Below are 23,784 nucleotides of genomic sequence, written 5' to 3'. Positions count from 1 at the left end.
GCATGGCCCCCTTTATACGTCAGCCCGTAGTTTCATTTAACAAATCACCTGAAATCCATCAGGATCTCTTATATCATTTACATCGACAAGATTTATGCTGTAGTAATAGACGGGATTTTACACAACAGATAAGGGAAATAATGAGTAATTATGAAAATGACTTCATCACTGAAAAGGTTGCTGAAATCTGCAAAAGCCGTACCACAGAAGAAGCCTATAGACTGTATCGTCAATATTTACCTTTCCTGAAAGATTACAAATTTGTATTCGGTACGAATGAAGGAGGGACACCAGGCTACGCAGTGAATCGAATATTTAGCGCCGGGGCAGCCATTCGTTCTCTATTTAATACTGAACGTGTCTTGGTTTTCGACCCGAAAACATGGCAGGATATGGAGTCAGGTAAGGCAATTTATTCTATCGATTATTCTATTTCACTGGATACTCAGGCAATCAGCCATTTGGTACCGTACCTCTCGGGGAAAGAACATTCTAGCCTGCCAGAAGATCTCACAGAAGTCTTTGAATTCCTCATTCGAAATGATGTGCAAATTGATCCTCTACCTTACCTATCTGAAAACTATCTTAAACTTGGGAATTCTGAAACCGCAGATGGTGTCTATCGCACGCTGAAAGCTTATGAAGTATTAAGAAATATTGATATTGACTGGTTTAAACAACATGGCAAAGTACGCTCAACACTGACTGACCATGAATTGACCATGAAGGCACAACAGCATCTTTCAACAATGTATCTGGAGTGTGAAGATAAACCTGTCATGGATGGATTGTTTTTCAGGCATCAGAGTATGTATGTACTCCTGCTGAAAATGGCAGCCATACAACTCAAATCCCCCAGAGCCAGCCTCAAAAATAAGCTTTCTGTCTTTTTACAGTTCTGTGATGATGAGATGGCAAGCCTGTTTGTTCGAGAGACGATATTGGCTAAAGCTTATTTTGAGCGTGGCCAAAAATTCGATTTCTTTGGAAAAATACAAAAAAACAAAGACGACATACTCGTGCAACTTGCCAATATGGCTTGGGATCTTTGGCACATACGACAAATGGAGGAAGTGATGACGTTCACTCCTTCGAAAAGAGCACGTTACCTCTTCCCGGCGTTTCTTACATTTGACAAGAAATTTATTGAGGTCATCGATCTGTATCCAATGAAATCTCTTGCCTATAACGTCGTCAATCCTCGCCCCATGCCGTTTTATTCTGATGACCTGATAAATCTGTTTTCTCCTGACCAAAACAATACCACGCTGGATATACACCACTACTTTTCCGAAGAACGCAGTGCATCAAGGGATGCGCGACGTCACCGCGTACGCGCTCAGTTACCTGAGATAGTTAACCGTCTGGAAGCAGAACTATTGCAGTTGTAACAATTTTCGGTCGGAACAGTTATATCTAAGAAGAGAATGATAGGCAGGTGGGCCCAAGCAAATCTGAACTGATAGTCTGAACAGTGCCAGGGGTGGACATTTCGCACTTCTGCTTATGTGGTCAAAATCGGTATGCCACTAAACTTTATAGTGTTTATATCAATAGGTTAGATAAAATGAAGGTTAATTGGAGTTTCATTCGATTACATAGATCCACTGTTCAATTAATGATGGACTCAGAAATTATCACTGCCAGGGGGCATGTAAACAATACAGGAAAGGGAATATCAGATGCCATCTCTATACACATTCAATGACCTGCTCGGGCTGCTTGTTTTTTTCACGAAAATATCACTTTCTCCACAATGATCTGGACTGCCTGATCGTTGCATGGGCTGAAGCTCAAATCACTGAAGGAAATGATTCGGAGACTCTTTTCATTCTCGCTTCACTGGGGCTTGATAATCAACCTGAACGGACCGAGGTTGAATTATATATGTCACGGTACATGGCAGAGCAGCGGATAGATCTGCCACCGCTAAAAACAGCAGCATTGGTCTGGATCAAGCTATTTATGAGTCAACTTTCCCAGTGTGCGTCCATCCATGATGCAGAACAGAAAATGTATTTTCTGGTGTGTCATTGGCTTGAACCTGACGTAAAGATTTTCTCGGCGGTGGTCGATACCCTGAAATCGCTTTACTGGCATCTCTTTGATGAATGTGAGGGTACTGGCACAAGCGAAGCAGCAAGGATGGAGGCACCAGAATTCTTTGAGCTGATTACTCGGGTAAGGCGGTGTCAGTATCTTTCTGAAGGGGGTAATACGCTGGCAGCAAGACAGGAGTCGGGGTTATCCTTAATCTTTTTACAATGGTTACGGGGTGATTTCACTCAACAGCTTTTTGCTGAATTTTGTTCTGACAATGGAAGGGACAGCATGGCATTCAGTGGCGTTCAGAAAACAAAAAAGCCAGTAAATCATTTGATTTTACTGGCTTTTAAAAGCATTAACGGCCTTTAGAAGAAACTAAAAACTTATTCCCACTCAATCGTAGCCGGTGGCTTACCGCTGATATCATAGACGACACGGGAAATGCCGTTGACTTCGTTAATGATACGGTTAGAGACACGCCCCAGGAAATCGTAAGGCAGGTGTGCCCAATGCGCGGTCATAAAGTCGATAGTTTCTACCGCACGCAGTGAAACTACCCAATCGTATTTACGACCATCACCCATCACCCCCACTGAACGCACTGGCAGGAACACGGTGAATGCCTGGCTGACTTTGTTGTACAGATCGGCTTTGTGCAGTTCTTCAATGAAGATCGCATCGGCACGGCGCAGCAGGTCACAGTATTCCTTCTTCACTTCACCCAATACGCGCACGCCCAGACCTGGCCCCGGGAACGGGTGACGATACAGCATGTCGTAAGGTAGGCCCAGCTCCAGACCAATCTTGCGCACTTCATCTTTGAACAGCTCTTTCAGCGGTTCAACCAGACCCAGTTTCATCTCTTTCGGCAAACCGCCCACGTTGTGGTGCGACTTGATCACATGCGCTTTACCGGTCGCTGAAGCGGCAGACTCGATCACGTCTGGGTAGATGGTGCCCTGCGCCAGCCATTTCACTTCGCTCTGCTTGCAGGCTTCTTCGTCGAACAACTCAACAAACACGCGGCCAATAATCTTACGTTTGGCTTCCGGCTCATCAACACCTGCCAGTGCGCTCAGGAAGCGATCCTCTGCGGCGACGTGCACGATGTTCAACCCGAAATGGTCGCCGAACATATCCAGTACCTGGTCGGCTTCGTTCAGACGCAGCAGGCCGTTATCCACAAATACGCAAGTCAGACGTTTACCAATGGCGCGGTGCAATAGCATCGCAGTAACAGAGGAATCCACGCCGCCAGACAGGCCGAGGATCACCTGATCTTCACCTACCTGCTCACGAATACGCGCAACCGCGTCTTCAATGATGGTGGCTGGTGTCCACAGTGCTTCGCAGCCGCAGATGTCCAGCACGAAGCGCTCCAACATACGCTGGCCCTGACGGGTATGAGTCACTTCCGGGTGGAACTGCACGCCGTAGAAACGTTTTTCTTCGTTGGCCATAATGGCAAACGGACAAGTGTCGGTGCTGGCAACAGTCACGAAATCAGACGGGATAGCAGTCACTTTGTCGCCGTGGCTCATCCACACGTCCAGAACCGGTTTGCCTGCCGGGCTGAGCGCGTCTTCGATGTCACGGATCAACGCGCTTTGCTGGGTGATCTCCACTTGCGCATAGCCAAACTCACGCTCGTTCGAACCCTGCACATGGCCACCCAGTTGCACCGCCATGGTCTGCATGCCATAGCAAACGCCCAGCACTGGCACACCGGCGGTGAACACATATTCTGGCGCCCGCGGGCTGTTCAGTTCGGTGGTGCTTTCCGGGCTACCGGAGAGAATGATGCCACTTGGATTGAATGCGCGGATCTGCTCTTCGCTGACGTCCCAGGCCCACAGCTCACAGTAAACGCCGATTTCACGCACGCGACGGGCAATCAGTTGGGTATATTGCGAACCAAAATCCAAAATGAGGATGCGGTGCTTATGAATATTTTTTGTCATGTGAGGCAAATTCCAACAACAGAGAAAAAGAGCAAAAGGGTATTTGGGATGAGAAGCCTTGCTTCTCATCCCGCCCCTCTCGCGAAAGAGAGGCAACAAAACATCAGCCCATACGGTAGTTTGGTGATTCTTTGGTGATGGTCACGTCATGCACATGGCTTTCTTGAATACCGGCACCGCTGATGCGCACAAATTCAGCCTTGGTACGCAGATCGTCGATGGTGGCACAACCGGTGAGGCCCATGCAGGAGCGCAGGCCGCCCATTTGCTGGTGCACAATCGCTTTCAACATGCCTTTGTAAGCCACGCGGCCTTCGATACCTTCCGGCACCAGTTTATCTGCGGCGTTATCGGTCTGGAAGTAGCGGTCAGAAGAACCTTTGGACATCGCGCCCAGAGACCCCATGCCACGGTAGGATTTGAATGAACGGCCCTGATACAGCTCGATTTCGCCCGGGGATTCTTCTGTACCGGCCAGCATTGAACCCACCATCACGCAGGATGCCCCAGCGGCGATAGCTTTGGCGATGTCACCAGAGAAGCGGATACCCCCGTCGGCAATGACTGGAATACCGGTGCCTTCCAGAGCTTCTACCGCATCAGCGATAGCGGTGATCTGAGGAACACCGACGCCGGTAACGATACGTGTGGTGCAGATGGAACCTGGGCCGATCCCCACTTTCACCGCGCTGACACCCGCTTCCATCAGGGCTTTGGCACCGGCTCCGGTCGCAACGTTACCGCCAAGGATTTGCAGGTCCGGGTATTTGGCACGGGTTTCGCGGATACGCTGTAACACGCCTTCGGAATGGCCATGTGAAGAGTCGATAAGCAATACGTCAACACCAGCAGCAACCAGCGCATCAACACGCTCTTCGTTGCCGGCACCCGCCCCCACAGCTGCGCCAACACGCAGGCGGCCATGCTCGTCTTTACAGGCGTTAGGTTTACGCTCTGCTTTCTGGAAGTCTTTTACGGTGATCATGCCGAGCAGGTGGAAACTGTCATCCACCACCAGCGCTTTCTCAACGCGCTTTTCGTGCATTTTCTGCAGCACAACTTCACGCGCTTCGCCTTCCTTGACGGTTACCAGGCGCTCTTTTGGCGTCATTACCGCCGTCACGGGCTGGTTCAGGTCAGTCACGAAACGCACGTCACGGCCAGTGATGATCCCGACCAGTTCATTATTTTCGGCCACTACCGGGTAACCGGCAAAACCGTTACGCGCAGTCAGTTCTTTCACTTCTGCCAGCGTGGTGCAAGGGGTCACGGTTTGTGGATCTGTCACCACGCCGCTTTCATGCTTTTTCACGCGGCGGACTTCTTCAGCCTGGCGCTCGATAGACATGTTTTTGTGAATGAAACCCAAGCCGCCTTCTTGCGCCAGCGCAATAGCCAGACCGGATTCGGTTACGGTATCCATGGCTGCAGACAGCATGGGGATATTCAGACGGATAGATTTGGTCAGTTGAGTACCGAGATCTGCGGTATTAGGCAGAACTGTGGAGTGGGCTGGAACCAGGAGAACGTCATCAAACGTTAGAGCTTCTTTTACGATACGTAGCATGGGCAATATCTCACCAAGGTGGATGCAGAAAAGATAAAATATTGCCGTGGCATTATACAGAGCGTAATCGGTTGCCTCCAGCACTTTCTTACAAAAACTCTTGATTACCTTTTCGCGAGCTGTAATATCGAGCAATTAAGTTGTTGTTTTGAAATTTGATCTGGGTCACATGTCGCTACCTACTTCACCGTCCATTTTTACCGTAAGCCGCCTTAATCAGACGGTTCGACAGCTGTTGGAAATGGAAATGGGTCAGATTTGGCTCTCCGCCGAGATCTCCAACTTCTCTCAGCCCTCCTCAGGCCACTGGTATTTCACGCTGAAAGACGATCGTGCGCAGGTAAAATGCGCGATGTTCCGCAACAGCAACCGCCGTACCACTTTCCGCCCGCAAAATGGCCAGCAGGTTCTGGTACGTGCCAGCATCACGTTGTATGAGCCACGCGGGGATTACCAACTGATTGCCGAAAGCATGCAACCCGCTGGCGATGGCCTGCTGCAGCAACAATTTGAACAGTTGAAGCAACGGCTGGCAGCCGAGAGCCTGTTTGATCAACAGTTCAAACAACCGCTACCAAGCCCCGCCAAATGCGTTGGGGTGATAACCTCCGCCAGCGGTGCTGCACTGCACGATATCCTGCAGGTGTTGCAACGGCGTGATCCTTCGTTACCAATCGTGATTTATCCCACTTCCGTGCAAGGCGCTGAAGCTCCGTTGCAGATTGTGAAAGCCATCGAAACCGCTAACCGCCGTGATGAATGTGATGTGTTGATCGTTGGCCGTGGCGGCGGTTCACTGGAGGATTTGTGGAGCTTTAACGACGAGCGAGTAGCGCGGGCGATTTTTGCCAGCCGTATTCCGATTGTCAGCGCTGTCGGCCATGAAACTGACGTCACCATTGCCGACTTTGTTGCCGATCTGCGGGCTCCAACCCCTTCCGCAGCCGCCGAGTTGGTCAGCCGCAATCAACTCGAGTTACTGCGCCAGTTACAGTCACAGCAACAGCGGCTGGAAATGGCGATGGACTATTATCTGGCCCAGCGCCAACAACAGTTCACCCGCATCAATCACCGCTTGCAGCAGCAGCATCCACACCTGCGTCTGGCACGGCAGCAAACCCTGTTGTTCAAACTGCAACGCCGCCTTGAAGAAGGGATGCAGCAGCAGCTGCGGCTCTCCTCACGCCGTGCCGAGCGTGTTCAGCAACGCTTGGGGCAAGTGCAGCCAATGAGCCGGATCCACCGTTTGCAACAGCGCATTCAACAGCAGGAATACCGTTTGCAGCAGGGTATGGAGCGGCAAGTCAACGCCTATCGCCAGCGCTTTGGTGTCGCCTGCAGCCAGTTAGAGGCAGTCAGCCCGCTGGCAACATTGGCTCGGGGTTACAGCGTGACGCAAACACCGCGCGGTGAGTTACTGAAAACCACCAAACAGGCACAGATTGGGGAAATACTGAAAACCCGCCTGCAGGATGGTTGGGTTGAAAGTGAAGTGAAAACCGTCACCGTGGCGAAAAAACCACGCAAGAAACGCACGGCAGATTAGCTGTTAATGGTGATGAATGCCTCCTCATGCGGTGTGTACGCCTTGCCAGTCCACGGATAAACGTTTCTGGAGCAACCGCGTCCCCCAACGGCAATATATCATTCATCAACGATATCAGTTGCTCGTTAGCCGTGTATCCGGCCAGTAATAGTGTCACCCGCGGTTCCTGCAACTCGGGCTAACCAGCTCATAGGTTTGATACGGCATCAAGCGGAGTTGATGTGATGGCTTTTTATATCGGCCATCCAGAACTTAACAGCAAAAAACCTACCATAGACTCCGGCAGGGCAAGTTACGAGCGTTATAACTCTGGTACTGACTCGCAAAGTCCCCTGATCCGCAGACCGATCAAGGGACAGTTCCGGTAGATAGCGCCCTCAGCTACAGCTCATAACCGTCACGGCAGATACCATTCACCCACAATTCACGCGTTTCGCCAGCAGGCAGCACGATGTTCAGTTCCCGCCACGCCGGTTTGAAATGCCCTTCGCTGTTGATGGTCAGCTTAATACGTTGACTGTCACTTACTGCCTCCCAGCGCAGCCACAGTGCGTTATCTTGCTGCCAACCGTGGCTTTCTCCATCGTCCTCAAACAACAGCCCGGAAGAGTGCCCGCAACCCTTGGTGGGGAACAGTCTCAGCTCGCGGCAATCATCAGCCGTATGATCTACAGGCCCCAGGTGCTGTGACATCGGTAACCCTGCCCCGGCCCGCACCAGCAGCGGTAAACGTTCCAGTGGCGCATCCAGCACGACGCTCTGGCCACCGCTGTACCACTGGCCGCTGTAGAAGCAATACCAACCCTCATTGTTATCCGGTAAATAGACCTCACGCTGGCGCTGCCCCTGCTCCACCACGCTGGCTACCAGCAGATCGCGGCCAATCAGAAAATCATCGTTTTCACTGAAGGTGCGGTGATCGTGTTCATGATCGAGGAAGGTTGGGCGCAACATGGGTTCATCTTCATGGCTGGCCTGCCACAACAGCGTGTAGAAGTAGGGCATCAGTTGATAACGCAGGTTGATCGCATCACGGATCATCGGCGTAGCCGCCGGGTACATCCAGGGTTCGTTAACCGTGGCGTCATCATTCCAGGAATGGATAGTGAAACGTGGGTGCATCACGCCGTTTTGTACCCAGCGTACCAGCAGTTCTGCATTGGGTTTATCGCCGGAAAAACCCCCTACATCATGCCCGACGTTAAATAATCCGGACAGGCTCATACCCAACCCCATACGGGTGTTGTAACGCAGAGTTTGCCAACTGGTGCGATTATCGCCGCTCCAGGTCTGGACGTAACGTTGCATACCGGCGCAGCCAGAGCGGGAGATCAGATAAGGGCGTATATGTGGTGCAAACTTCTGCTGGGCCTCGAGCGAAGCGCGCATCATCAGCAAGGGCATCACCGGGCGAATGTGTTTGATAGCAATAGGTTTACCGAAGCCGTGGCAACGCGCTTCGCCATCCCAGACTTCATATTCGTTATTGTCATTCCAGGTGGAATCGATGCCCATTTCCAGCAGTTGTTCGGTCACTCCGTTCTGCCACCAACGCACTGCGGCCGGGTTGGTAAAATCGAGGTGGGAGCCCTCATCATCCCAGAAGCTGGAGCGTTCGGGGCTGTCGCTTTGCGAATCACGGATAAACAAACCTTGCTCGGCAACTTGCTGATACTGAGGATGATCCTGCAACAGGCAAGGTTTGATATTGGCCGCCAGCTTTAACCCCGCATCGTGAAATGATTGACTCAGTTGCTTAGGCTGCGGCACCTTGTCGTAGTTCCAGTTGAATACATAACGTTTGTTATTGATTGAGGTATAACCAGAAGAGAGCTGGAACGAATCACAGGGGATCGCGTGCTGACGGCACAGTTGAATAAACTGCTGCAATTGCTGCTGAGCATCTGGCGCATCGGTGTAATGCATGGTCGAACCGCTATAACCCAGGCTCCATTTAGGCCCAAAGTGGGTTTTGCCGGTCAGGCGCACAAAGGCTTTGGTCACATCAAGCACTCGTGGCCCCAGGAACATATAGTAATCCAGATCCCCTGCCTCAGCCTGATAACGGCGGTAGGCCAGATGGTAGTTGTCAATCTCGTTGCCCAAATCCAGCCAGCAACTGCTCAGATTGTCATAAAACAGACCAAAGCTGACGTCTTCACGGCGGGTGATGGTAAACGGAATATGCTTGTAGAGCGGGTCGGTGCTGGCAGCGTTGTAGCCCATCGCATCCAGATTGCGCATTTCAAAACGGCGACCTGTGCGTTCCAGATCGCCAGCCTTTTCACCTAACCCATAATAACGCTCACCCTGGTGCCGACGCTGATAATGCGCAACCCCATCGCCATGCGCATTAAGCAGATAAGCGCTGGTTGGGCGATCCGCTGCCAATGGCAGCCACGCCCCCGCCGCATTGCAATATTCCCACTCCAACCATAGCGGTTGGTGCACCGTCACGCGCAGTTGTGGGGTAGCTATGATCAGGCTTTCCCCCTGCCGCTGAAGCTGGTAGCCCGGCAGGTCGAAACCGGCCACGCTGAGGCGATCCCTTCCTTCCCAAGGCACATCCTCTTGTGGAGCAATACTCCAGGTACGGTCCAAAGCCAGCTCGCCATTGCGTTTGATCAGCACGCGAAACAGGTGGTTTTCCAATACGTACAGGCAGAACAGGTGTCGCTCGTCCACCAGCAGCTCAACATGGTCGGCGTATTGCCCCGCCAGCGTCCAATTTTTTAAGGTTTTCATAATGATCCAACTTAAACAGTGGGTGAGGTTTTTTGCCACGCTCGGCAATCAAGCCAATCAGGAACAGGGCGCCGATCAGGTCGAAGAAGCCCATGGCAATAAATAGTGGATTGAAACCGATGGTGTCGGAAACGGCACCAATCAATAGCGTGAACAGGAAGCTGGCGATCCAGGCGCTGGATCCGCGCATGCCGTTCACCGTCGCCATCTGGTTTTTATCGAAAGACTCCACCACCAGCGCGCTCAACATGCAGGAGATCACCTGGTGGCCAAAGCCACCAATGGAGATCAGCGCAATAGCAATAAAGGGATCTTTGGTGATAGCCACAAACGCCAGCGATACCATCATGAAGGCACCGGTCACCGAACTGGCCACAACCGAGTTCACACGAGAGCAACCAAACCATTTGCGGTACAGCGTGGTGAGATAACCACTGGCGACGCTGCCGATATCCGCCGCCAGGAACGGTAGCCAGGCAAACATGGCAATCTGTTTAAGATCCATTCCGCGTTCGGTGGCCAGATACAGTGGTACCCAGAAGCTGAATACCGCCCAGGCGGGCTCCGCCAGAAATGCCGGGATGGCTATACCATAGAATTTTTTGTTTTTGCACAAGATTGCCAATGATTTGAAGAAGGGTAACTTTGGCAACACCGGTTCGTTGTCTTCGTTTATCAGATCAAATTCTTTCTGGCTCAGATTGGGGTGCTGCTGCGGCGAATGGTAAAACACCCACCACAACACGACCCAGACCAAAGCCAGGGCGCCTGAAAACAGGAATGCCCCCTGCCAGCCGAAGGAAACATGGGCAATAACAATGATCGGCGGTGCCAGCATCGCCCCGATGGAAAAACCTACCCCGGCCCAACCGGCAGCAATCGGCCGCTCCTTTTTCGGGAACCAGTCAGAGATTGCTTTGGCGTTGGCAGGCGTAGCCGCGGCTTCTGCCCCGCCCATAAAGAAGCGCAGAATAGCCAACTGCAACCAGCTACCCGCCCCGGCGTGCAACATGCATACCACGGCCCAGATGCTGGCACAGATCAAGAAGCCCATCTTCAGGCCGATAACGTCTATTAACCAACCGCAGATCGGTTGAAACAGGGTGTAAGCAAGTTGAAAGGACGCCACCACCCAGGAGTACTGTTCGGTGGTCATGTTAAGGCTGGTTTTCAGTTCCGGCGCCAGGATACCGAGAGAGTTGCGGGTTATGTAGTTAACCGTAACACCGAGCAGGAATAAGGCCAGCATCCACCAGCGTAGTGATTTGAATTTACGCCGACTGCTTTGGGCGACCGTTTGATTGATTTCTACACTCATCTTTTTCTCCGTGGCGACAATCCGCCTTTTGGTAGAGCACATTTTGATTTCGGAGGTGTTAACAGCGTTTTTTATGACATCAGTCACAAATACCACTTCAGAGCTGCGACAACCCTATGATTTAAAATTGTTTTACTTGTAATCCAGCCCGATAAATTGGACCGATAAATCTATAAAATTGGTGTACCATCGCAGACTAACCAGCGGGGCGACTGAGCGAAACGTTGATTTTTGCAAAAATTTTCACGAGTGAGTTAAAATATCGCCATCATGGCCGTGTAACCCCGTCTACAGGACAGATAATTGGCGTGAGAATATTTTCACAGCCTAATTTGAAGGAGATCACAAAATGAACGGAAAGCTGAAAATACAGGAAATTGCCCAGCAAACCGGGCTCTCTATCAGTACCGTTTCACGCGTGTTGGCAGGGAAATCCAATACCAGTGCCGAGGCTCGGCAACGGGTGTTGGCATGCGCGCAGCGCAATGGCATTCTGCAAGGGCTTTCCAATGGCAGACTGATGTTGAACAACGTGATGGTGTTTGCACCACAACGTGCTTTCGATGTGCGTACCGATATCTTCTACTACAAAGTGATCCAGGGGATCACCGCCGCGCTGGCCGAGCATGATGTGAGGATCCGTTACTGCGGGCTGGAGGAGCAGCATAGCGACAGCATGCTGTTTCTGGAAAAGATGAACGACCCGCAAACTGAAGCGGTACTGATCATCGGCATCGACGATGAACATATCCATACGTTAGCCGCCGACCTGAATAAACCTTGCATCCTGATTAACTGCACCGACCACCAGATGCGCCTTGACAGCGTATCCCCGGATCATCAGCTGATTGGTGAATATTCTGCCAACTATCTGTTCCAGCAGGGCCACAACCGGATCCTCAATCTGCAATGTCTGCGGCGCAACACGATGGAACTGCGCCTGGCGGGTATCAAGCAGGCCTACCAGCGGCACAACATCCCCTTCGATGACAGCCAGCATCTGGTCACCACCTCTGGCTTTGGCAGTGAAGAAGCAGAACAGGCGGTCGCGACCTTTATCAATGGCATTACCGATCATAACCTGTTGCCGACGGCTATCCTGGCTGGGGGTGACTTTATGGCGGTGGGGGCGGTCAACGCGCTTAAGAAAATGCACATCAATGTACCGGGAAATATTTCGGTGATGAGCACGGATGGCTTTAACCTGGCAGAGATCCACGATGTGCCACTGACCGCTGTTCATGTCCCGCGTGATGAGTTGGGCATCGAGGCTATTGCGCTGTTGCAACGCCGCATGCTGCGCCCAGATGCACCGGCCTGCAATCTATTGCTGCATGGGCGGTTGGCCGTGCGGGCCTCGGTAAAACGCCTTAGCCCGAATAAGGTCACGCCGGCGGTGAGTACTCACCATCATCGGCTATACGATGCCTAAGCGGGTCACATCGGTAGGTAGCTGAATATCACCCGCTTTTTGGAGATCAGCCCGTGGCCGTTTTGACATAAGTAATCCACGGCACCGCAGGCTTTCAGTTGCTGCAATGGCTGCCCACAGTCTGGGCATTCAGCAAGCTGCCGATAATTACCTTTGCAGACTTCACAATGGTAGTGACCACTCACCCAATTCATCGGCCGGGTGCAGACCGGACATAAGGCTTCCATCGTACCTCCAGGTTTAAATTACGCCCCACGAACGTAAGAAATAGATCCCCAACGCGGTGGTAAAGAAGGAGCCAACGGTGGTGATTGCAATAATATTGGCGGCCAACGTTGCATTGCCTCCCATCGCACGCGTCATTACGTAACTGCCAGAAGCGGTTGGCGTTGCTGAGAACATAAAGATGATGCCAAGCGTCGTGCCACGAAATCCACACAGCCATCCCCCCAGCGTCATTAATACCGGAACCAGGAACAGTTTTGCCGATGATGACAGAGCCGCGACGTTGGAGGAACGGAACATCGCCCGTAAATCGAGGCTGGCACCGGTACACAGCAAGGCCAAAGGCAACGAAAGACCGGAGATATAGCTTCCCGTCTGTTTGAGCACCTGTGGGATACCAAGCCCGGTCTGTGCATAGGCCAATCCACTCAGCAGCCCAAGGATCAGCGGATTAGTCACGATACTACGCAGCAGCGAAAGGCGTTTGATCTTTTGCCCCTGCCCACCTTGCAGGCTGCGTGTCAGCGTGATCACCGAAAGCACGTTAAACAAGATCACCGTCACGGTCAGATACAAAGAGGCAATCGCTATGCCTTCATCACCGTAGGCGGTCATGGCATAGGCCAGGCCGACAATCGCGGTATTGGCCCGGAATCCCCCTTGCACAAACACGCCGCGCTCGCGGGGATCCTTTACCAGCCACTTTGCGGCAATCTCCAGCAGCAGGAAAGTGCCAAGCGTGCCTGCCGCACCATAAATCACCAGAGAGAGGTTATCCTGCAACTGCGGGTGGTTGGTGGCAATGCTGAAAAACAGCAGACAGGGTAAGGCAAGATTGAACACCAGCCTGGTTGCCCCGTCGATAAAACGGTCGTCCATCAGCCGGCAGTGGCGTAGAAGGATGCCCAGCAGCATCATCAATAAATTCGGCACGGTGACGCTAAAGGCAAAACTCCAGGTTTCCCAGGACATGACATTCCTTCGAAGAGCCGATAAAAGTAGGATAATAGAACGCTTCAGGCGGGATAAAAATAGGGCGCGACACTATTATCACGCCCTATTTTCTTATTTAGACTTCTTCAGGTGGCTCATCAAGCGTTTGCGCTTGCGCATCTGGTTCGGGGTCAAGGTGTTACGCTTGCCTGCAAACGGGTTCTCACCCTCTTTGAATTGAATACGGATCGGCGTCCCCATCACCTTGAGTGAACGACGGAAGTAGTTCATCAGGTAACGCTTGTAAGAATCAGCCAGATCGGACACCTGGTTACCGTGGATCACCACGATTGGCGGGTTGTACCCGCCCGCATGCGCATATTTCAGCTTCACGCGGCGGCCACGCACCAATGGCGGCTGATGGTCTTCGGCAGCCATCTGCATGATTTTGGTCAGCATCGAGGTGTTAACGCGACGGGTAGCACATTCGTAGGCTTCCAGTACCGATTCGAACAGGTTACCGACACCGCTGCCGTGCAACGCAGAGATAAAGTGCACTCGGGCGAAATCCACAAAGCCCAGACGCAGGTCGAGCATCTCTTTCACATGCTCGCGATCTTCTTCGCTCATGCCGTCCCACTTGTTGACCGCAATCACCAGTGAGCGCCCACTATTGAGAATAAAGCCCAGCAGCGACAGATCCTGATCGGAAATGCCTTCACGGGCATCGACTACCAGCAGCACCACGTTGGCGTCTTCGATCGCCTGCAGCGTCTTGATTACCGAGAATTTCTCAACGGTTTCGGTGACTTTGCCACGCTTGCGCACCCCAGCGGTGTCGATCAGCACATATTCGCGCTCATCACGCACCATCGGGATATAGATACTGTCGCGGGTGGTACCAGGCATGTCATACACCACCACACGCTCTTCACCGAGAATACGGTTAGTGAGTGTAGACTTACCAACGTTTGGACGACCCACTATCGCCAGCTTGATCGGCAGATCCTGCGGGTTGAAGTCATCTTCCGGATCTTCATACTCGCCTTCTTCCGTTTCACCGTTCTGCTCGGCCCAGTAGGCGGCATTAGCCTCCTCTTCAGTCAGTTCGACCTCTTCGGGTTTTTCCGGGATAAACGGTACCAGCACATGCTCAATCAGTTGCGTCACACCACGGCCATGAGAAGCCGCAATCGCATAGACATCGCCTAACCCCAGAGAATAGAAATCTGCGGTCGCCATGTCGGGATCCATGCCGTCGGTTTTGTTGGCAACCAGGAAAGTTGCCTTCTGACGGTTACGCAAATGTTGTGCAATGCCCTGATCGGCTGGCATCAACCCGGCACGGGCATCCACCATAAACAGCACGATATCGGCCTCTTCGATCGCCAACAGCGATTGGCCAGCCATACGGGTTTCAACGCCGTCTTCTGTCCCATCAATACCCCCGGTATCGACGATGATAAATTCGTTGCCCTCTACTTCAGCACGACCATATTTACGGTCTCGCGTTAGCCCGGGGAAATCCGCCACCAGCGCATCGCGCGTCTGTGTTAAACGGTTAAACAAGGTGGATTTACCCACATTCGGGCGCCCGACCAGCGCGACGACAGGTATCATGGTTGAAGCCTCATTACTTAAAAATCAAATCGTTACTATACAGCGCAATAGACAGCGGCAGCATAGCTTAAAAATACGAAACGGCCCCTGACGTCAGGAGCCGTTATCCATAGACCTTGAAAACTGCGGCGTAATTGACAGCACCAGCCGCAATTTAGGGCTATACAAACGTTTAGCGGGTAAAGGCGTAAACCTTACCACCACGCGCCTGGATCAGCAGTTTGTCACCAGCCACCACCGGCGCAGACAGGAAGCCGGAGCTATCCACTTTGTCCTGAGCAACAAAACGGCCATCGGTGGTGTTGATCCAGTGCAGATAACCTTCTGAATCCCCAACAACCAGGTAGCCGTTATACAGTGTAGGTGGTGTCAGGTTGCGGTGCAGCAGATCGCTCTGACGCCACAGGTTAACGCCACCTTCGGTGTTCATCGCGACCACACGGTCATTTTGATCGACCACATAAATACGGCCTGCATCAACGATAAAATCGTTTACAGAGCCCATCTCGCGTTTCCACAAGATCTGGCCGGAACGCAGATCCAGCGCGGTCAGGTTACCATTGTAACCCAATGCATACACCACGTTGTCAACAATCACCGGCGTAGTATCTACGTCGTTCAGGCGATCGATCTCAGTGGCACCGCTTGGCTGGGAAATACGTTGCTGCCAGATCAACTGACCCTGCTGCATCAACACGGCGCTGACGCGGCCATTATCACCGCCAACCACTGCAGCACCGAAAGCTACAGCCGGAGCAGACTCACCACGCAGTGATAGCGAAGGAATATCCAGGTTGACCGTCCACTTGATGGCACCATCAGCTTCGTTCAATGCTTGCAACTGACCGTTGGTGGTATGAACCAGCACCATGCCATCGGCAACCACCGGACGGGAAATCGCTTCACCCGCAACTTTGGTTTGCCATGCTTCCTGGCCGTCTTCTGTATTCAGCGCATAAACCACCGCTTTCTCACTGCCAACGTAGACCTTGGAACCAGACACCGTCAGGCCACCAGACAACAGCGCGGGCTGGTTGCTGGAGAAGAAGCCGGTTCTCTCAGAGAGATCGACCTTCCATTTTTCTTTACCGTCGGCCAGATCCATCGCTTTTACGATACCGCGACGATCGGCGGCATAAACGGTGCTGTCCTGATAAGCCGGGCGCAGGTGGGAATAATACTCACCAATACCATCACCCACCGACGTGCTCCACGCTTTGTTTGGCGTGAACTGATTTTCAACTTTTGGCAGCGGTGACATGGTTACCACGTCTTCTTCGCCGCTAAACAGCGAACAGCCACTCAGCATGGCGACGGAAACCAGTCCGACCAAGAGTGTTTTACGCAATTGCATGGGAATTCCCCTTAGCTGGACAAGTTATTCAATTTCATGCGCATTATTGCCGCAAGCGCCTGAGAAACATTGGATTCGATGCCCTTGCTGTAGGCTTCACGCGCACCTTTGATGTCGCCTTTTGCTAACAGCACGTCACCGCGCACGTCTTGCATCATTGCCATCCAACCTTCACCTTTCACGCCATCCAGCGTTTTCAGCGCTTCATCCAGCTTTTTTCCTGCAACTGCACACTGGCCAGACGCAGGTTAACCATCGCCAACAGGTTGTCATCTTTGGCCTGGCTTTGTGCCAGCACCAATTGCTGTTCTGCTTTGGCAAAATCATTTTGTTGAACAAAGTGCTTTGCCAGTTGCAATGCAGCAAAGACGCCGTAATTGTTGCTGTTAGCCTGGATAAACTTCTCTGCCGCGGCGACATCTTCGGCTTTACCGGAGGCCAGGGCCACGCTTGCCTGCTCATAAGACTGAGAAGCTGCCATCATGCTGTCGTTCTGATGGTTCTGCCAATAGCGCCAACCAACCAGGGCACCAATACCGAGCACAACACCTATGGCCAAGGCTTTGCCGTTTTCAGCAAAGAACCGGCGTAGAGCGTCAACTTGTTCGTTTTCAGTGGTATAGACTTCCACGGTGTCCTTCTCCTTAACCTAACATCAAAGCCAGACGCGCAGCGACTTCGCTTTGCGCCAGCGTTTCTTGTTCACCACTGCGCAGGTCTTTCACCACCACCTGCTGTGCCGCTACTTCGTTCTCCCCCAGGATCAGCGCGATGCGAGCACCCCACTTATCCGCACGGGTGATCTGCTTTTTAAAGTTGCCGCCGCCATAGTTGGTCATCAGTTTAATCTGCGGTGCAACATCGCGCACCTTCTCAGCCAGTAACATGGCCGCGCTCTGCGTACCGGCACCGGAAGAGATAACATAAACATCGATAGTCGCAGGCGCTTTGAAATCCGGGTTGACTGCCTGAACCAGCAGCACCAGACGTTCCAGCCCCATGGCGAAACCTACGCCAGGTGTCGGCCGGCCGCCCAATTGCTCAACCAGACCGTCGTAACGGCCACCGGCACAAACGGTACCCTGCGCACCCAGGCTGTTGGTGACCCACTCAAACACCGTGCGGTTGTAATAGTCCAGGCCACGCACCAGACGTTCATTAACGGTATAGGGGATCCCCGCCTGCTGCAAAAGTTCACACAACCCGGCAAAGTGAGCTTGAGACTCTTCATCCAGGTACTCGGAAAGACGCGGCGCATCGTTAAGCAGGGTTTGCACTTCTGGATTTTTGGAGTCCAGAACGCGCAGTGGGTTGCTGTACATGCGGCGCTTACAATCTTCGTCCAGTTTTTCCTGGTGCTGTTCCAGGAAAGCGACCAAGGCATCGCGATAATTGGCTCGTGCTTCCAGGGAACCGATGGAGTTCAGCTCCAGATTAACGTGTTCGGCAATTCCCAGGGCCTTCCACCAGCGCGCGCTCAGCATGATCAGCTCGGCATCAATATCTGGCCCCTGCAGGCCAAAGACCTCCGCACCCAGTTGATGGAACTGACGATAACGGCCTTTTTGCGGACGCTCGTAGCGGAACATCGGGCCAGCGTACCACAGACGCTGTTCCTGATTGTACAGCAGACCATGTTCGATACCGGCGCGAACGCAGCCAGCCGTCCCTTCCGGGCGTAGCGTCAGGCTTTCGCCGTTGCGATCCTCGAAGGTATACATCTCTTTTTCCACGACGTCGGTCACTTCACCGATGGCGCGTTTAAATAACGGGGTCTGCTCTACAATCGGCAACCGGATTTCGCTATACCCATAGCCAGCCAGCACTTGTTTGAGAGTGCCTTCTATGCGCTGCCACAGTGCCGTCTCTTCCGGCAGGTAATCGTTCATGCCGCGAATGGCTTGAATGTTTTTTGCCACGTGAATTCTCTGTCCGTTTTATATAAAAATGAACCCGATTATAGGGACTTTGCCACCCGCTGTTCAATGTGGATGCACAATCAAGCCCCCTGGGATCATGAAACAGCGGGCCAAAAACCCGCCGTACCTGTCTGATTTACTCTTCCAACAGATTGATGGCGATACGATTGGATTCGTCCAGCATCGCTGCCTTGGCACGGATCTTCGCTTCCAACTGGTCAATCATCTGTTCGTTATCAAAACGCTCTCTCTGACGCACACCGTCTTCATAGAAACCGCTCTTCTTGTGCCCACCGGTCACCCCCAGCGTAGACACCAGCGCTTCACCTGGCCCGTTCACGACGCAACCGATAATGGAAACGTCCATCGGCGTAATGATATCCTCCAGGCGCTGTTCCAATGCATTGACAGTACCAATAACGTCAAACTCCTGGCGAGAGCAGGTTGGGCAGGCAATGAAGTTAATACCACGGGCGCGGATGCGCAACGACTTCAGAATATCAAAACCAACCTTCACTTCCTCAACCGGATCGGCCGCCAGCGAAATACGCAGCGTATCGCCAATCCCTTCAGACAGCAGCATCCCCAAGCCAATGGCCGATTTCACCGAGCCACTGCGCGCTCCGCCAGCTTCGGTAATCCCCAAATGCAGAGGTTGGTCGATACGGGCTGCCAGCAGACGGTAAGACTGCACGGCCAGGAACACATCAGACGCCTTTACGCTCACCTTGAACTGATCAAAATTGAGACGGTCCAGAATGTCGACATGGCGCATAGCCGATTCGAGCAGCGCTTCAGGCGTTGGCTCGCCGTATTTTTCTTGGATGTCTTTTTCCAGTGAGCCGCCGTTAACACCGATGCGGATTGGGATATTCTTGTCACGCGCACAGTCAACCACTGAACGGATGCGAGATTCATTACCAATATTACCCGGGTTGATACGCAGGCAATCGACGCCGTATTCGGCAACCTGCAATGCAATGCGGTAATCGAAATGGATATCAGCGACCAGCGGTACGTTGACCTGCTGTTTGATCAACCGAAACGCCTCGGCGGCGTCCATGGTAGGAACTGAAACGCGGACGATGTCGACACCCACGCGCTCCAGCGCTTTGATTTGATTAACCGTCGCCTCAACATCGGTGGTCCGGGTGTTAGTCATCGATTGCACAGCAATCGGCGCACCATCGCCAATAGGGACATTACCGACGTAAATGCGCGTTGATTTCCGGCGGTTAATGGGAGATTGGTTATGCATCACTTACTCTCCACTGCTGCTCTGAGATAACGACAATAGCCGCGCAATCACTGCGCGGCAACGGTCAGACGAGCAACACGGTTTGACTTAACAAACCGGCTTAAATCGACCGGCTTACCTTGGAATTGAATCTGTACTGCGGCCGGTGCACCGATGGTCAGTTTAAACGGAGGCGTTCCAGCCAGGTTCAACCGGGAACCGCTCTTTTGAATGCCGCTGAACAAAGACTTACCGGTCGAATCGATCACCTGCAACCAACAGTCGCCGGAAAAATCCATCACCAGCGCATTAGGATCCGCCGCCGCCGCACTCACATCCGCAGCGCCAGTAGGCAGTTGCCCCTGCACAACAGGAGTTGCAGGTGTCGCATCCGGGATCGTCGCCTGGCTTGGCGCAACCACTGCTGGCTGCTGAGCCGCTTGCTGATCCACCGCAGCTTGCGGAGGAGCAGTCAGCGCTGCAGGTGCCGTGCTGTTATCCACCACAGCCGAAGCGCCGTTATCCACATTACCGTCGGTCAAGGGAATTGACTGGCCTTCATTGTGCTGGGAAAGCTGTGCAGAGGACTGATCGGCCATAGTGGCGATCTCTTCCTGCTGCACCTTGTGATTCTGCCACCACCAGGCTCCCGTCAGGCCCACGACCACAAACACGATAAGCCAGGTAAAGCTCATCAGCCAGCCATCGCGCTTTTTACGTCGCTTACCCAAAGAGAAACTCTGCATCGGGGCCACTTTGGCAGCTTTGATCGGTGCCTGTTTGGCCAGCATCGGCAACAGCTCATCTTCCGGTAAATGCACCAGCTTGGCATAGGAGCGGATATAACCACGCACAAACGTCGAAGCAAGATCGGCAGCAATGCTGTCGTTTTCGATGTCGCGCACGGTAGACATTTTAAGACACAGGCGTTCTGCAACAGCCTGTTGGCTCAGCCCGAGTTGTTCACGGGCCTGGCGCAAGCGTTGGCCTGTCGTCATAGATACGGTTTTATCTTGGGAGTCTTCAGTATTCATTAGCTAAGAATTGCTGGTACTGTTTGGATTGTGGAAAACTTCGCGCTAGCTGCTTGCCATAGCGTTGTACGCTATCCTGGCGGCCTGCTAACGCGGCGAAACGGATCTGTAACCATAAACTCTCGGCACTAGCCGGCAGAACATGTTGATAACTGTCCAATAAAAGTTGCGACTGCGTGCGCTTCCCTTCTCCAAATTGCTTTTCTGCCTCCACTAACAGTGGAACACCCTTGTCCGGATCAACCTTCAGCGCGCGAGTTAATAACTTACGAGCTTCATCATTCTGACCGGCTTTCAGGAAACAGTAACCTGCATTTTCCAGACTGTCGGCAACCTGGCCATATTCCGGCGCCAGTGCCGCAGCGCTAAACTGCTGTTGGGCCGGTACATACTGCCCTAAACTACAGAGAAACGCACCGTAATTATTCAATACGGTGCCATTGCCTGGCGCAAGTTTGAGCGCTTGCTGATAACGCTGTTCCGCTGCTGCGTTATCGCCAATCTGATGATAGTAGAGTGCCATGCCCAATTGGGTACGATAATCCTGTGGAGCCGCGTCTAGCGCCTTTTGCAGGTTCTGCTTCGCCGCCGGCAAATCCCCCTGGTTCAGATACTCCAGCCCCAGTTGCAACCGCGTCTGACCGGCTGCGACTGCGGGTTCATCCTTGTCCGGCCCCGAGCTTGAGCAACCTGCCAGCAAACTGGCGGCCAATAACACACTCCACAGTTTCAGCTTCATGCTTGCACTCATTTCCTTATCTGATGTTACCCGATCGCCTGAAGGATTGCTGCTCACATAACAGGCTGTTAGATAACAAAAAATCATGCTATAGGATTCAGACCGCCCGTACGTTGATAGGTTCCCCAGCCATTTTCTTTTTCAGGGTACGCTTGGTACGATCGATCACTTCTCCCGCCAATTGCCCACAGGCTGCGTCAATATCATCGCCACGGGTTTTACGAACAATAGTCGTAAAGCCGTATTCCATCAACACCTTGGAGAAACGGTCTACCCGGCTGTTGGAGCTGCGGCCATAAGGCGCGCCTGGGAACGGGTTCCACGGGATCAGGTTGATCTTGCATGGCGTATCCTTCAGCACTTCAGCCAGTTGGTGTGCGTCGTCGGTGCTGTCGTTGATATGATCCAGCATCACGTACTCAACGGTAACCCGCCCCTGGTTGGCATTGGATTTTTCCAGATAACGGCGCACCGCTGCCAGGAAGGTTTCAATATTGTATTTGCGGTTGATCGGCACGATCTCATCGCGGATCTTATCGTTTGGCGCATGTAAAGAAATCGCCAGCGCCACGTCGATCATATCGCCCAGTTTGTCCAAGGCCGGTACGACGCCGGAAGTAGACAGGGTGACACGGCGTTTTGACAAACCAAAACCAAAGTCGTCCAGCATGATTTCCATCGCTGGCACCACGTTATTCAGGTTAAGCAACGGCTCACCCATGCCCATCATCACCACGTTGGTGATCGGGCGCTGGCCAGTCACTTTGATAGCGCCGAGGATCTTAGCAGCACGCCAGACCTGGCCGATGATTTCCGACACGCGCAGATTACGGTTAAAACCCTGCTGTGCCGTTGAACAGAATTTACACTCAAGCGCGCAGCCTACCTGAGAGGAGACGCACAAGGTGGCGCGATCGCCATCCGGGATATACACGGTTTCAACCTGCTGATCGCCCACTTTGATAGCCCATTTGATGGTGCCATCAGCCGAACGCTGTTCTTCAGCCACTTCCGGCGCACGGATCTCCGCCACACTCTGCAATTTATTGCGCAAGACCTTATTGATATCGGTCATCTGCTCAAAATCGTCACAGCAATAGTGATATATCCACTTCATCACCTGATCGGCACGGAAAGGTTTTTCCCCCATATTGGCGAAAAACTCACGCAGTTGCTGGCGGTTCAAATCCAACAGGTTAATTTTGGCCGTAGCCGGCTGTTCCGTTTGAAGGGATTGATCGGTCAATGAATTATTTTCAGACAAGATGTGCTCGGACGTGATGGGTTCTAACATAATGATCTCTTGGCCTCGTTGTTACACGTTATGGCTCGAAGGAGTGGAAAGTAAGTGTGTTATTTAGCCCGTGCCTGACATATGACGGGGAAAAACACGCCCCAGACGAGATGACTCACCTGGGGCGCGGCATTGTACAAATTTTAGTAGCAGGTTTCCACGTCTGAGCAGCTTTCACGGCATTTTTATTGTATCTGCCGGTAAATCGCCGGTTTCACTACGCAAAGACCCACTTATGCCCTGACGGGTAGATCAACGAGAGCAGATTTCGCTTTCGTTAAAGAAGTAAGCGATTTCACGCTGGGCAGATTCTACTGCGTCGGAACCGTGAACAGCGTTGGCAGTGAAGCTGTCGGCATAGTCAGCACGCAGGGTGCCAGCCAGTGCGTTGTCCGGGTTGGTAGCACCCATGATGTCACGGTTACGCTGTACTGCGTTTTCTGCTTCCAGAACCTGAACCACGATCGGGCCAGAAGTCATGAATTCAACCAGACCATCGAAGAACGGACGGCCTTTGTGTTCGGCGTAGAAGCCTTCGGCTTGCTCGCGAGTCAGACGCAACATTTTAGCAGCGATGATTTTGAAACCCGCGCGCTCGAAACGAGCATAGATTGCGCCGATGTCATTGTTAGCGACTGCGTTTGGTTTAATGATGGAAAAGGTACGTTCTACGGTCATGATGGCCTCTATTATAGCTTCCAAAACAGGCCGGGCAGAAAGTGGGGTGCCGGCCTTCTCAAGTGGCGCAGATTATATGTGTGCCGTTAACGCTTGCCTACGGAAAAAACAACATTCCATTAAAAAAAATTATCTT

The 23,784-nt window shown here is 52.5% G+C and carries 16 protein-coding genes and 3 pseudogenes; 4 read left to right on the top strand and 15 right to left on the bottom strand.

The genetic code is table 11. The annotated features are described in order from the left end of the window. The first annotated feature begins 140 nt into the window (after positions 1-140). A complete protein-coding gene (locus ACQ86O_RS12040; RefSeq protein ID WP_431225396.1) occupies positions 141-1,391 on the top strand; it encodes a hypothetical protein in 1,251 nt (416 codons plus the stop codon). A 291-nt stretch (positions 1,392-1,682) separates the two neighbouring features. Beyond that, positions 1,683-2,181: pseudogene (locus tag ACQ86O_RS12035) on the top strand (hypothetical protein); the annotation flags it as partial. Between the two features lie 248 nt (positions 2,182-2,429). Here ACQ86O_RS12035 and guaA read toward each other — a convergent pair. Both guaA and guaB read right to left on the bottom strand, forming a co-directional pair. Further along, a complete protein-coding gene (gene guaA, locus ACQ86O_RS12030; RefSeq protein WP_431225395.1) occupies positions 2,430-4,007 on the bottom strand; it encodes a glutamine-hydrolyzing GMP synthase in 1,578 nt (525 codons plus the stop codon). Positions 4,008-4,110: 103 nt separating this feature from the next. After that, on the bottom strand, positions 4,111-5,574 hold the full coding sequence (guaB, locus tag ACQ86O_RS12025) for an IMP dehydrogenase (protein ID WP_431225394.1): 1,464 nt from the start codon (positions 5,572-5,574) through the stop codon (positions 4,111-4,113). Positions 5,575-5,743: 169 nt separating this feature from the next. Between guaB and xseA the strand changes: the two genes are divergently transcribed. After that, positions 5,744-7,120 carry an exodeoxyribonuclease VII large subunit gene (gene xseA / locus ACQ86O_RS12020; protein ID WP_431225393.1) on the top strand — a complete coding sequence of 459 codons (1,377 nt, stop codon included), beginning with the start codon at positions 5,744-5,746 and terminating at the stop codon, positions 7,118-7,120. Positions 7,121-7,501: 381 nt separating this feature from the next. Here the strand turns inward: xseA and ACQ86O_RS12015 are convergent, their stop codons facing one another. Together ACQ86O_RS12015 and ACQ86O_RS12010 are read right to left on the bottom strand one after the other, a co-directional pair. Then, positions 7,502-9,865, bottom strand: a complete 2,364-nt coding sequence (locus ACQ86O_RS12015) for a TIM-barrel domain-containing protein (RefSeq protein ID WP_431225392.1) — start codon at positions 9,863-9,865, stop codon at positions 7,502-7,504. 19 nt (positions 9,866-9,884) lie between these two features. Then, a pseudogene (locus ACQ86O_RS12010) lies at positions 9,885-11,183 on the bottom strand (MFS transporter); the annotation flags it as partial. A gap of 349 nt (positions 11,184-11,532) precedes the next feature. On the opposite strand from ACQ86O_RS12010, the gene ACQ86O_RS12005 reads away from it, so the two are divergent. After that, a complete protein-coding gene (locus ACQ86O_RS12005) occupies positions 11,533-12,615 on the top strand; it encodes a LacI family DNA-binding transcriptional regulator (RefSeq protein WP_431225391.1) in 1,083 nt (360 codons plus the stop codon). Between the two features lie 5 nt (positions 12,616-12,620). Here the strand turns inward: ACQ86O_RS12005 and ACQ86O_RS12000 are convergent, their stop codons facing one another. The 11 genes and pseudogenes from ACQ86O_RS12000 to ndk form a co-directional block, all read right to left on the bottom strand. Beyond that, positions 12,621-12,842, bottom strand: a complete 222-nt coding sequence (locus ACQ86O_RS12000) for a zinc ribbon domain-containing protein (RefSeq protein ID WP_431225390.1) — start codon at positions 12,840-12,842, stop codon at positions 12,621-12,623. Between the two features lie 13 nt (positions 12,843-12,855). Next, complete coding sequence (locus ACQ86O_RS11995; protein ID WP_431225389.1) at positions 12,856-13,812, bottom strand: AEC family transporter; 957 nt, start codon at positions 13,810-13,812, stop codon at positions 12,856-12,858. Between the two features lie 93 nt (positions 13,813-13,905). After that, positions 13,906-15,393, bottom strand: coding sequence for a ribosome biogenesis GTPase Der (der, locus tag ACQ86O_RS11990; RefSeq protein WP_431225388.1), 1,488 nt, complete (start codon positions 15,391-15,393; stop codon positions 13,906-13,908). 172 nt (positions 15,394-15,565) lie between these two features. Continuing rightward, entirely contained in the window at positions 15,566-16,747 is a 1,182-nt protein-coding gene (gene bamB / locus ACQ86O_RS11985; RefSeq protein WP_431225387.1) for an outer membrane protein assembly factor BamB, read from the bottom strand. 11 nt (positions 16,748-16,758) lie between these two features. Continuing rightward, a pseudogene (locus tag ACQ86O_RS11980) lies at positions 16,759-17,378 on the bottom strand (YfgM family protein). Between the two features lie 13 nt (positions 17,379-17,391). Continuing rightward, on the bottom strand, positions 17,392-18,666 hold the full coding sequence (hisS, locus tag ACQ86O_RS11975) for a histidine--tRNA ligase (RefSeq protein ID WP_431225386.1): 1,275 nt from the start codon (positions 18,664-18,666) through the stop codon (positions 17,392-17,394). Between the two features lie 136 nt (positions 18,667-18,802). Next, positions 18,803-19,924 carry a flavodoxin-dependent (E)-4-hydroxy-3-methylbut-2-enyl-diphosphate synthase gene (gene ispG / locus ACQ86O_RS11970; RefSeq protein WP_431225385.1) on the bottom strand — a complete coding sequence of 374 codons (1,122 nt, stop codon included), beginning with the start codon at positions 19,922-19,924 and terminating at the stop codon, positions 18,803-18,805. A gap of 47 nt (positions 19,925-19,971) precedes the next feature. Further along, positions 19,972-20,937: a cytoskeleton protein RodZ gene (gene rodZ, locus ACQ86O_RS11965; protein ID WP_431225384.1), complete on the bottom strand. Its 966-nt coding sequence runs from the start codon at positions 20,935-20,937 to the stop codon at positions 19,972-19,974. Continuing rightward, entirely contained in the window at positions 20,927-21,676 is a 750-nt protein-coding gene (pilW, locus tag ACQ86O_RS11960) for a type IV pilus biogenesis/stability protein PilW (protein ID WP_431225383.1), read from the bottom strand. The genes rodZ and pilW overlap by 11 nt, the downstream gene beginning before the upstream one ends. 97 nt (positions 21,677-21,773) lie before the next feature. Next, positions 21,774-22,970, bottom strand: a complete 1,197-nt coding sequence (locus ACQ86O_RS11955; protein WP_431225382.1) for a bifunctional tRNA (adenosine(37)-C2)-methyltransferase TrmG/ribosomal RNA large subunit methyltransferase RlmN — start codon at positions 22,968-22,970, stop codon at positions 21,774-21,776. A 252-nt stretch (positions 22,971-23,222) separates the two neighbouring features. Then, the gene (ndk, locus tag ACQ86O_RS11950; RefSeq protein WP_431225381.1) at positions 23,223-23,648 is read right to left on the bottom strand and encodes a nucleoside-diphosphate kinase; all 426 of its coding nucleotides are present in this window, start codon (positions 23,646-23,648) and stop codon (positions 23,223-23,225) included. Positions 23,649-23,784 lie beyond the last annotated feature (136 nt).

It is taken from the genome of Serratia sp. L9 (assembly GCF_050632285.1).
Classification (GTDB): Bacteria; Pseudomonadota; Gammaproteobacteria; order Enterobacterales; family Enterobacteriaceae; genus Chania.
This window is presented reverse-complemented; position numbering and strand designations above follow the sequence as displayed.

Excerpts from the sequence above, each read along its gene's own strand:
- bamB (WP_431225387.1), bottom strand. The coding sequence starts at position 16,747 with ATGCAATTGCGTAAAACACTCTTGGTCGGACTGGTTTCCGTCGCCATG.
- der (WP_431225388.1), bottom strand. The coding sequence starts at position 15,393 with ATGATACCTGTCGTCGCGCTGGTCGGGCGCCCGAATGTGGGTAAATCC.
- guaB (WP_431225394.1), bottom strand. The coding sequence starts at position 5,574 with ATGCTACGTATCGTAAAAGAAGCTCTAACGTTTGATGACGTTCTCCTG.
- ACQ86O_RS12005 (WP_431225391.1), top strand. The coding sequence starts at position 11,533 with ATGAACGGAAAGCTGAAAATACAGGAAATTGCCCAGCAAACCGGGCTC.
- ndk (WP_431225381.1), bottom strand. The coding sequence starts at position 23,648 with ATGACCGTAGAACGTACCTTTTCCATCATTAAACCAAACGCAGTCGCT.
- guaA (WP_431225395.1), bottom strand. The coding sequence starts at position 4,007 with ATGACAAAAAATATTCATAAGCACCGCATCCTCATTTTGGATTTTGGT.
- rodZ (WP_431225384.1), bottom strand. The coding sequence starts at position 20,937 with ATGAATACTGAAGACTCCCAAGATAAAACCGTATCTATGACGACAGGC.
- ispG (WP_431225385.1), bottom strand. The coding sequence starts at position 19,924 with ATGCATAACCAATCTCCCATTAACCGCCGGAAATCAACGCGCATTTAC.
- ACQ86O_RS11995 (WP_431225389.1), bottom strand. The coding sequence starts at position 13,812 with ATGTCCTGGGAAACCTGGAGTTTTGCCTTTAGCGTCACCGTGCCGAAT.
- ACQ86O_RS12040 (WP_431225396.1), top strand. The coding sequence starts at position 141 with ATGAGTAATTATGAAAATGACTTCATCACTGAAAAGGTTGCTGAAATC.
- pilW (WP_431225383.1), bottom strand. The coding sequence starts at position 21,676 with ATGAAGCTGAAACTGTGGAGTGTGTTATTGGCCGCCAGTTTGCTGGCA.
- ACQ86O_RS12000 (WP_431225390.1), bottom strand. The coding sequence starts at position 12,842 with ATGGAAGCCTTATGTCCGGTCTGCACCCGGCCGATGAATTGGGTGAGT.
- ACQ86O_RS11955 (WP_431225382.1), bottom strand. The coding sequence starts at position 22,970 with ATGTTAGAACCCATCACGTCCGAGCACATCTTGTCTGAAAATAATTCA.
- xseA (WP_431225393.1), top strand. The coding sequence starts at position 5,744 with ATGTCGCTACCTACTTCACCGTCCATTTTTACCGTAAGCCGCCTTAAT.
- ACQ86O_RS12015 (WP_431225392.1), bottom strand. The coding sequence starts at position 9,865 with ATGAAAACCTTAAAAAATTGGACGCTGGCGGGGCAATACGCCGACCAT.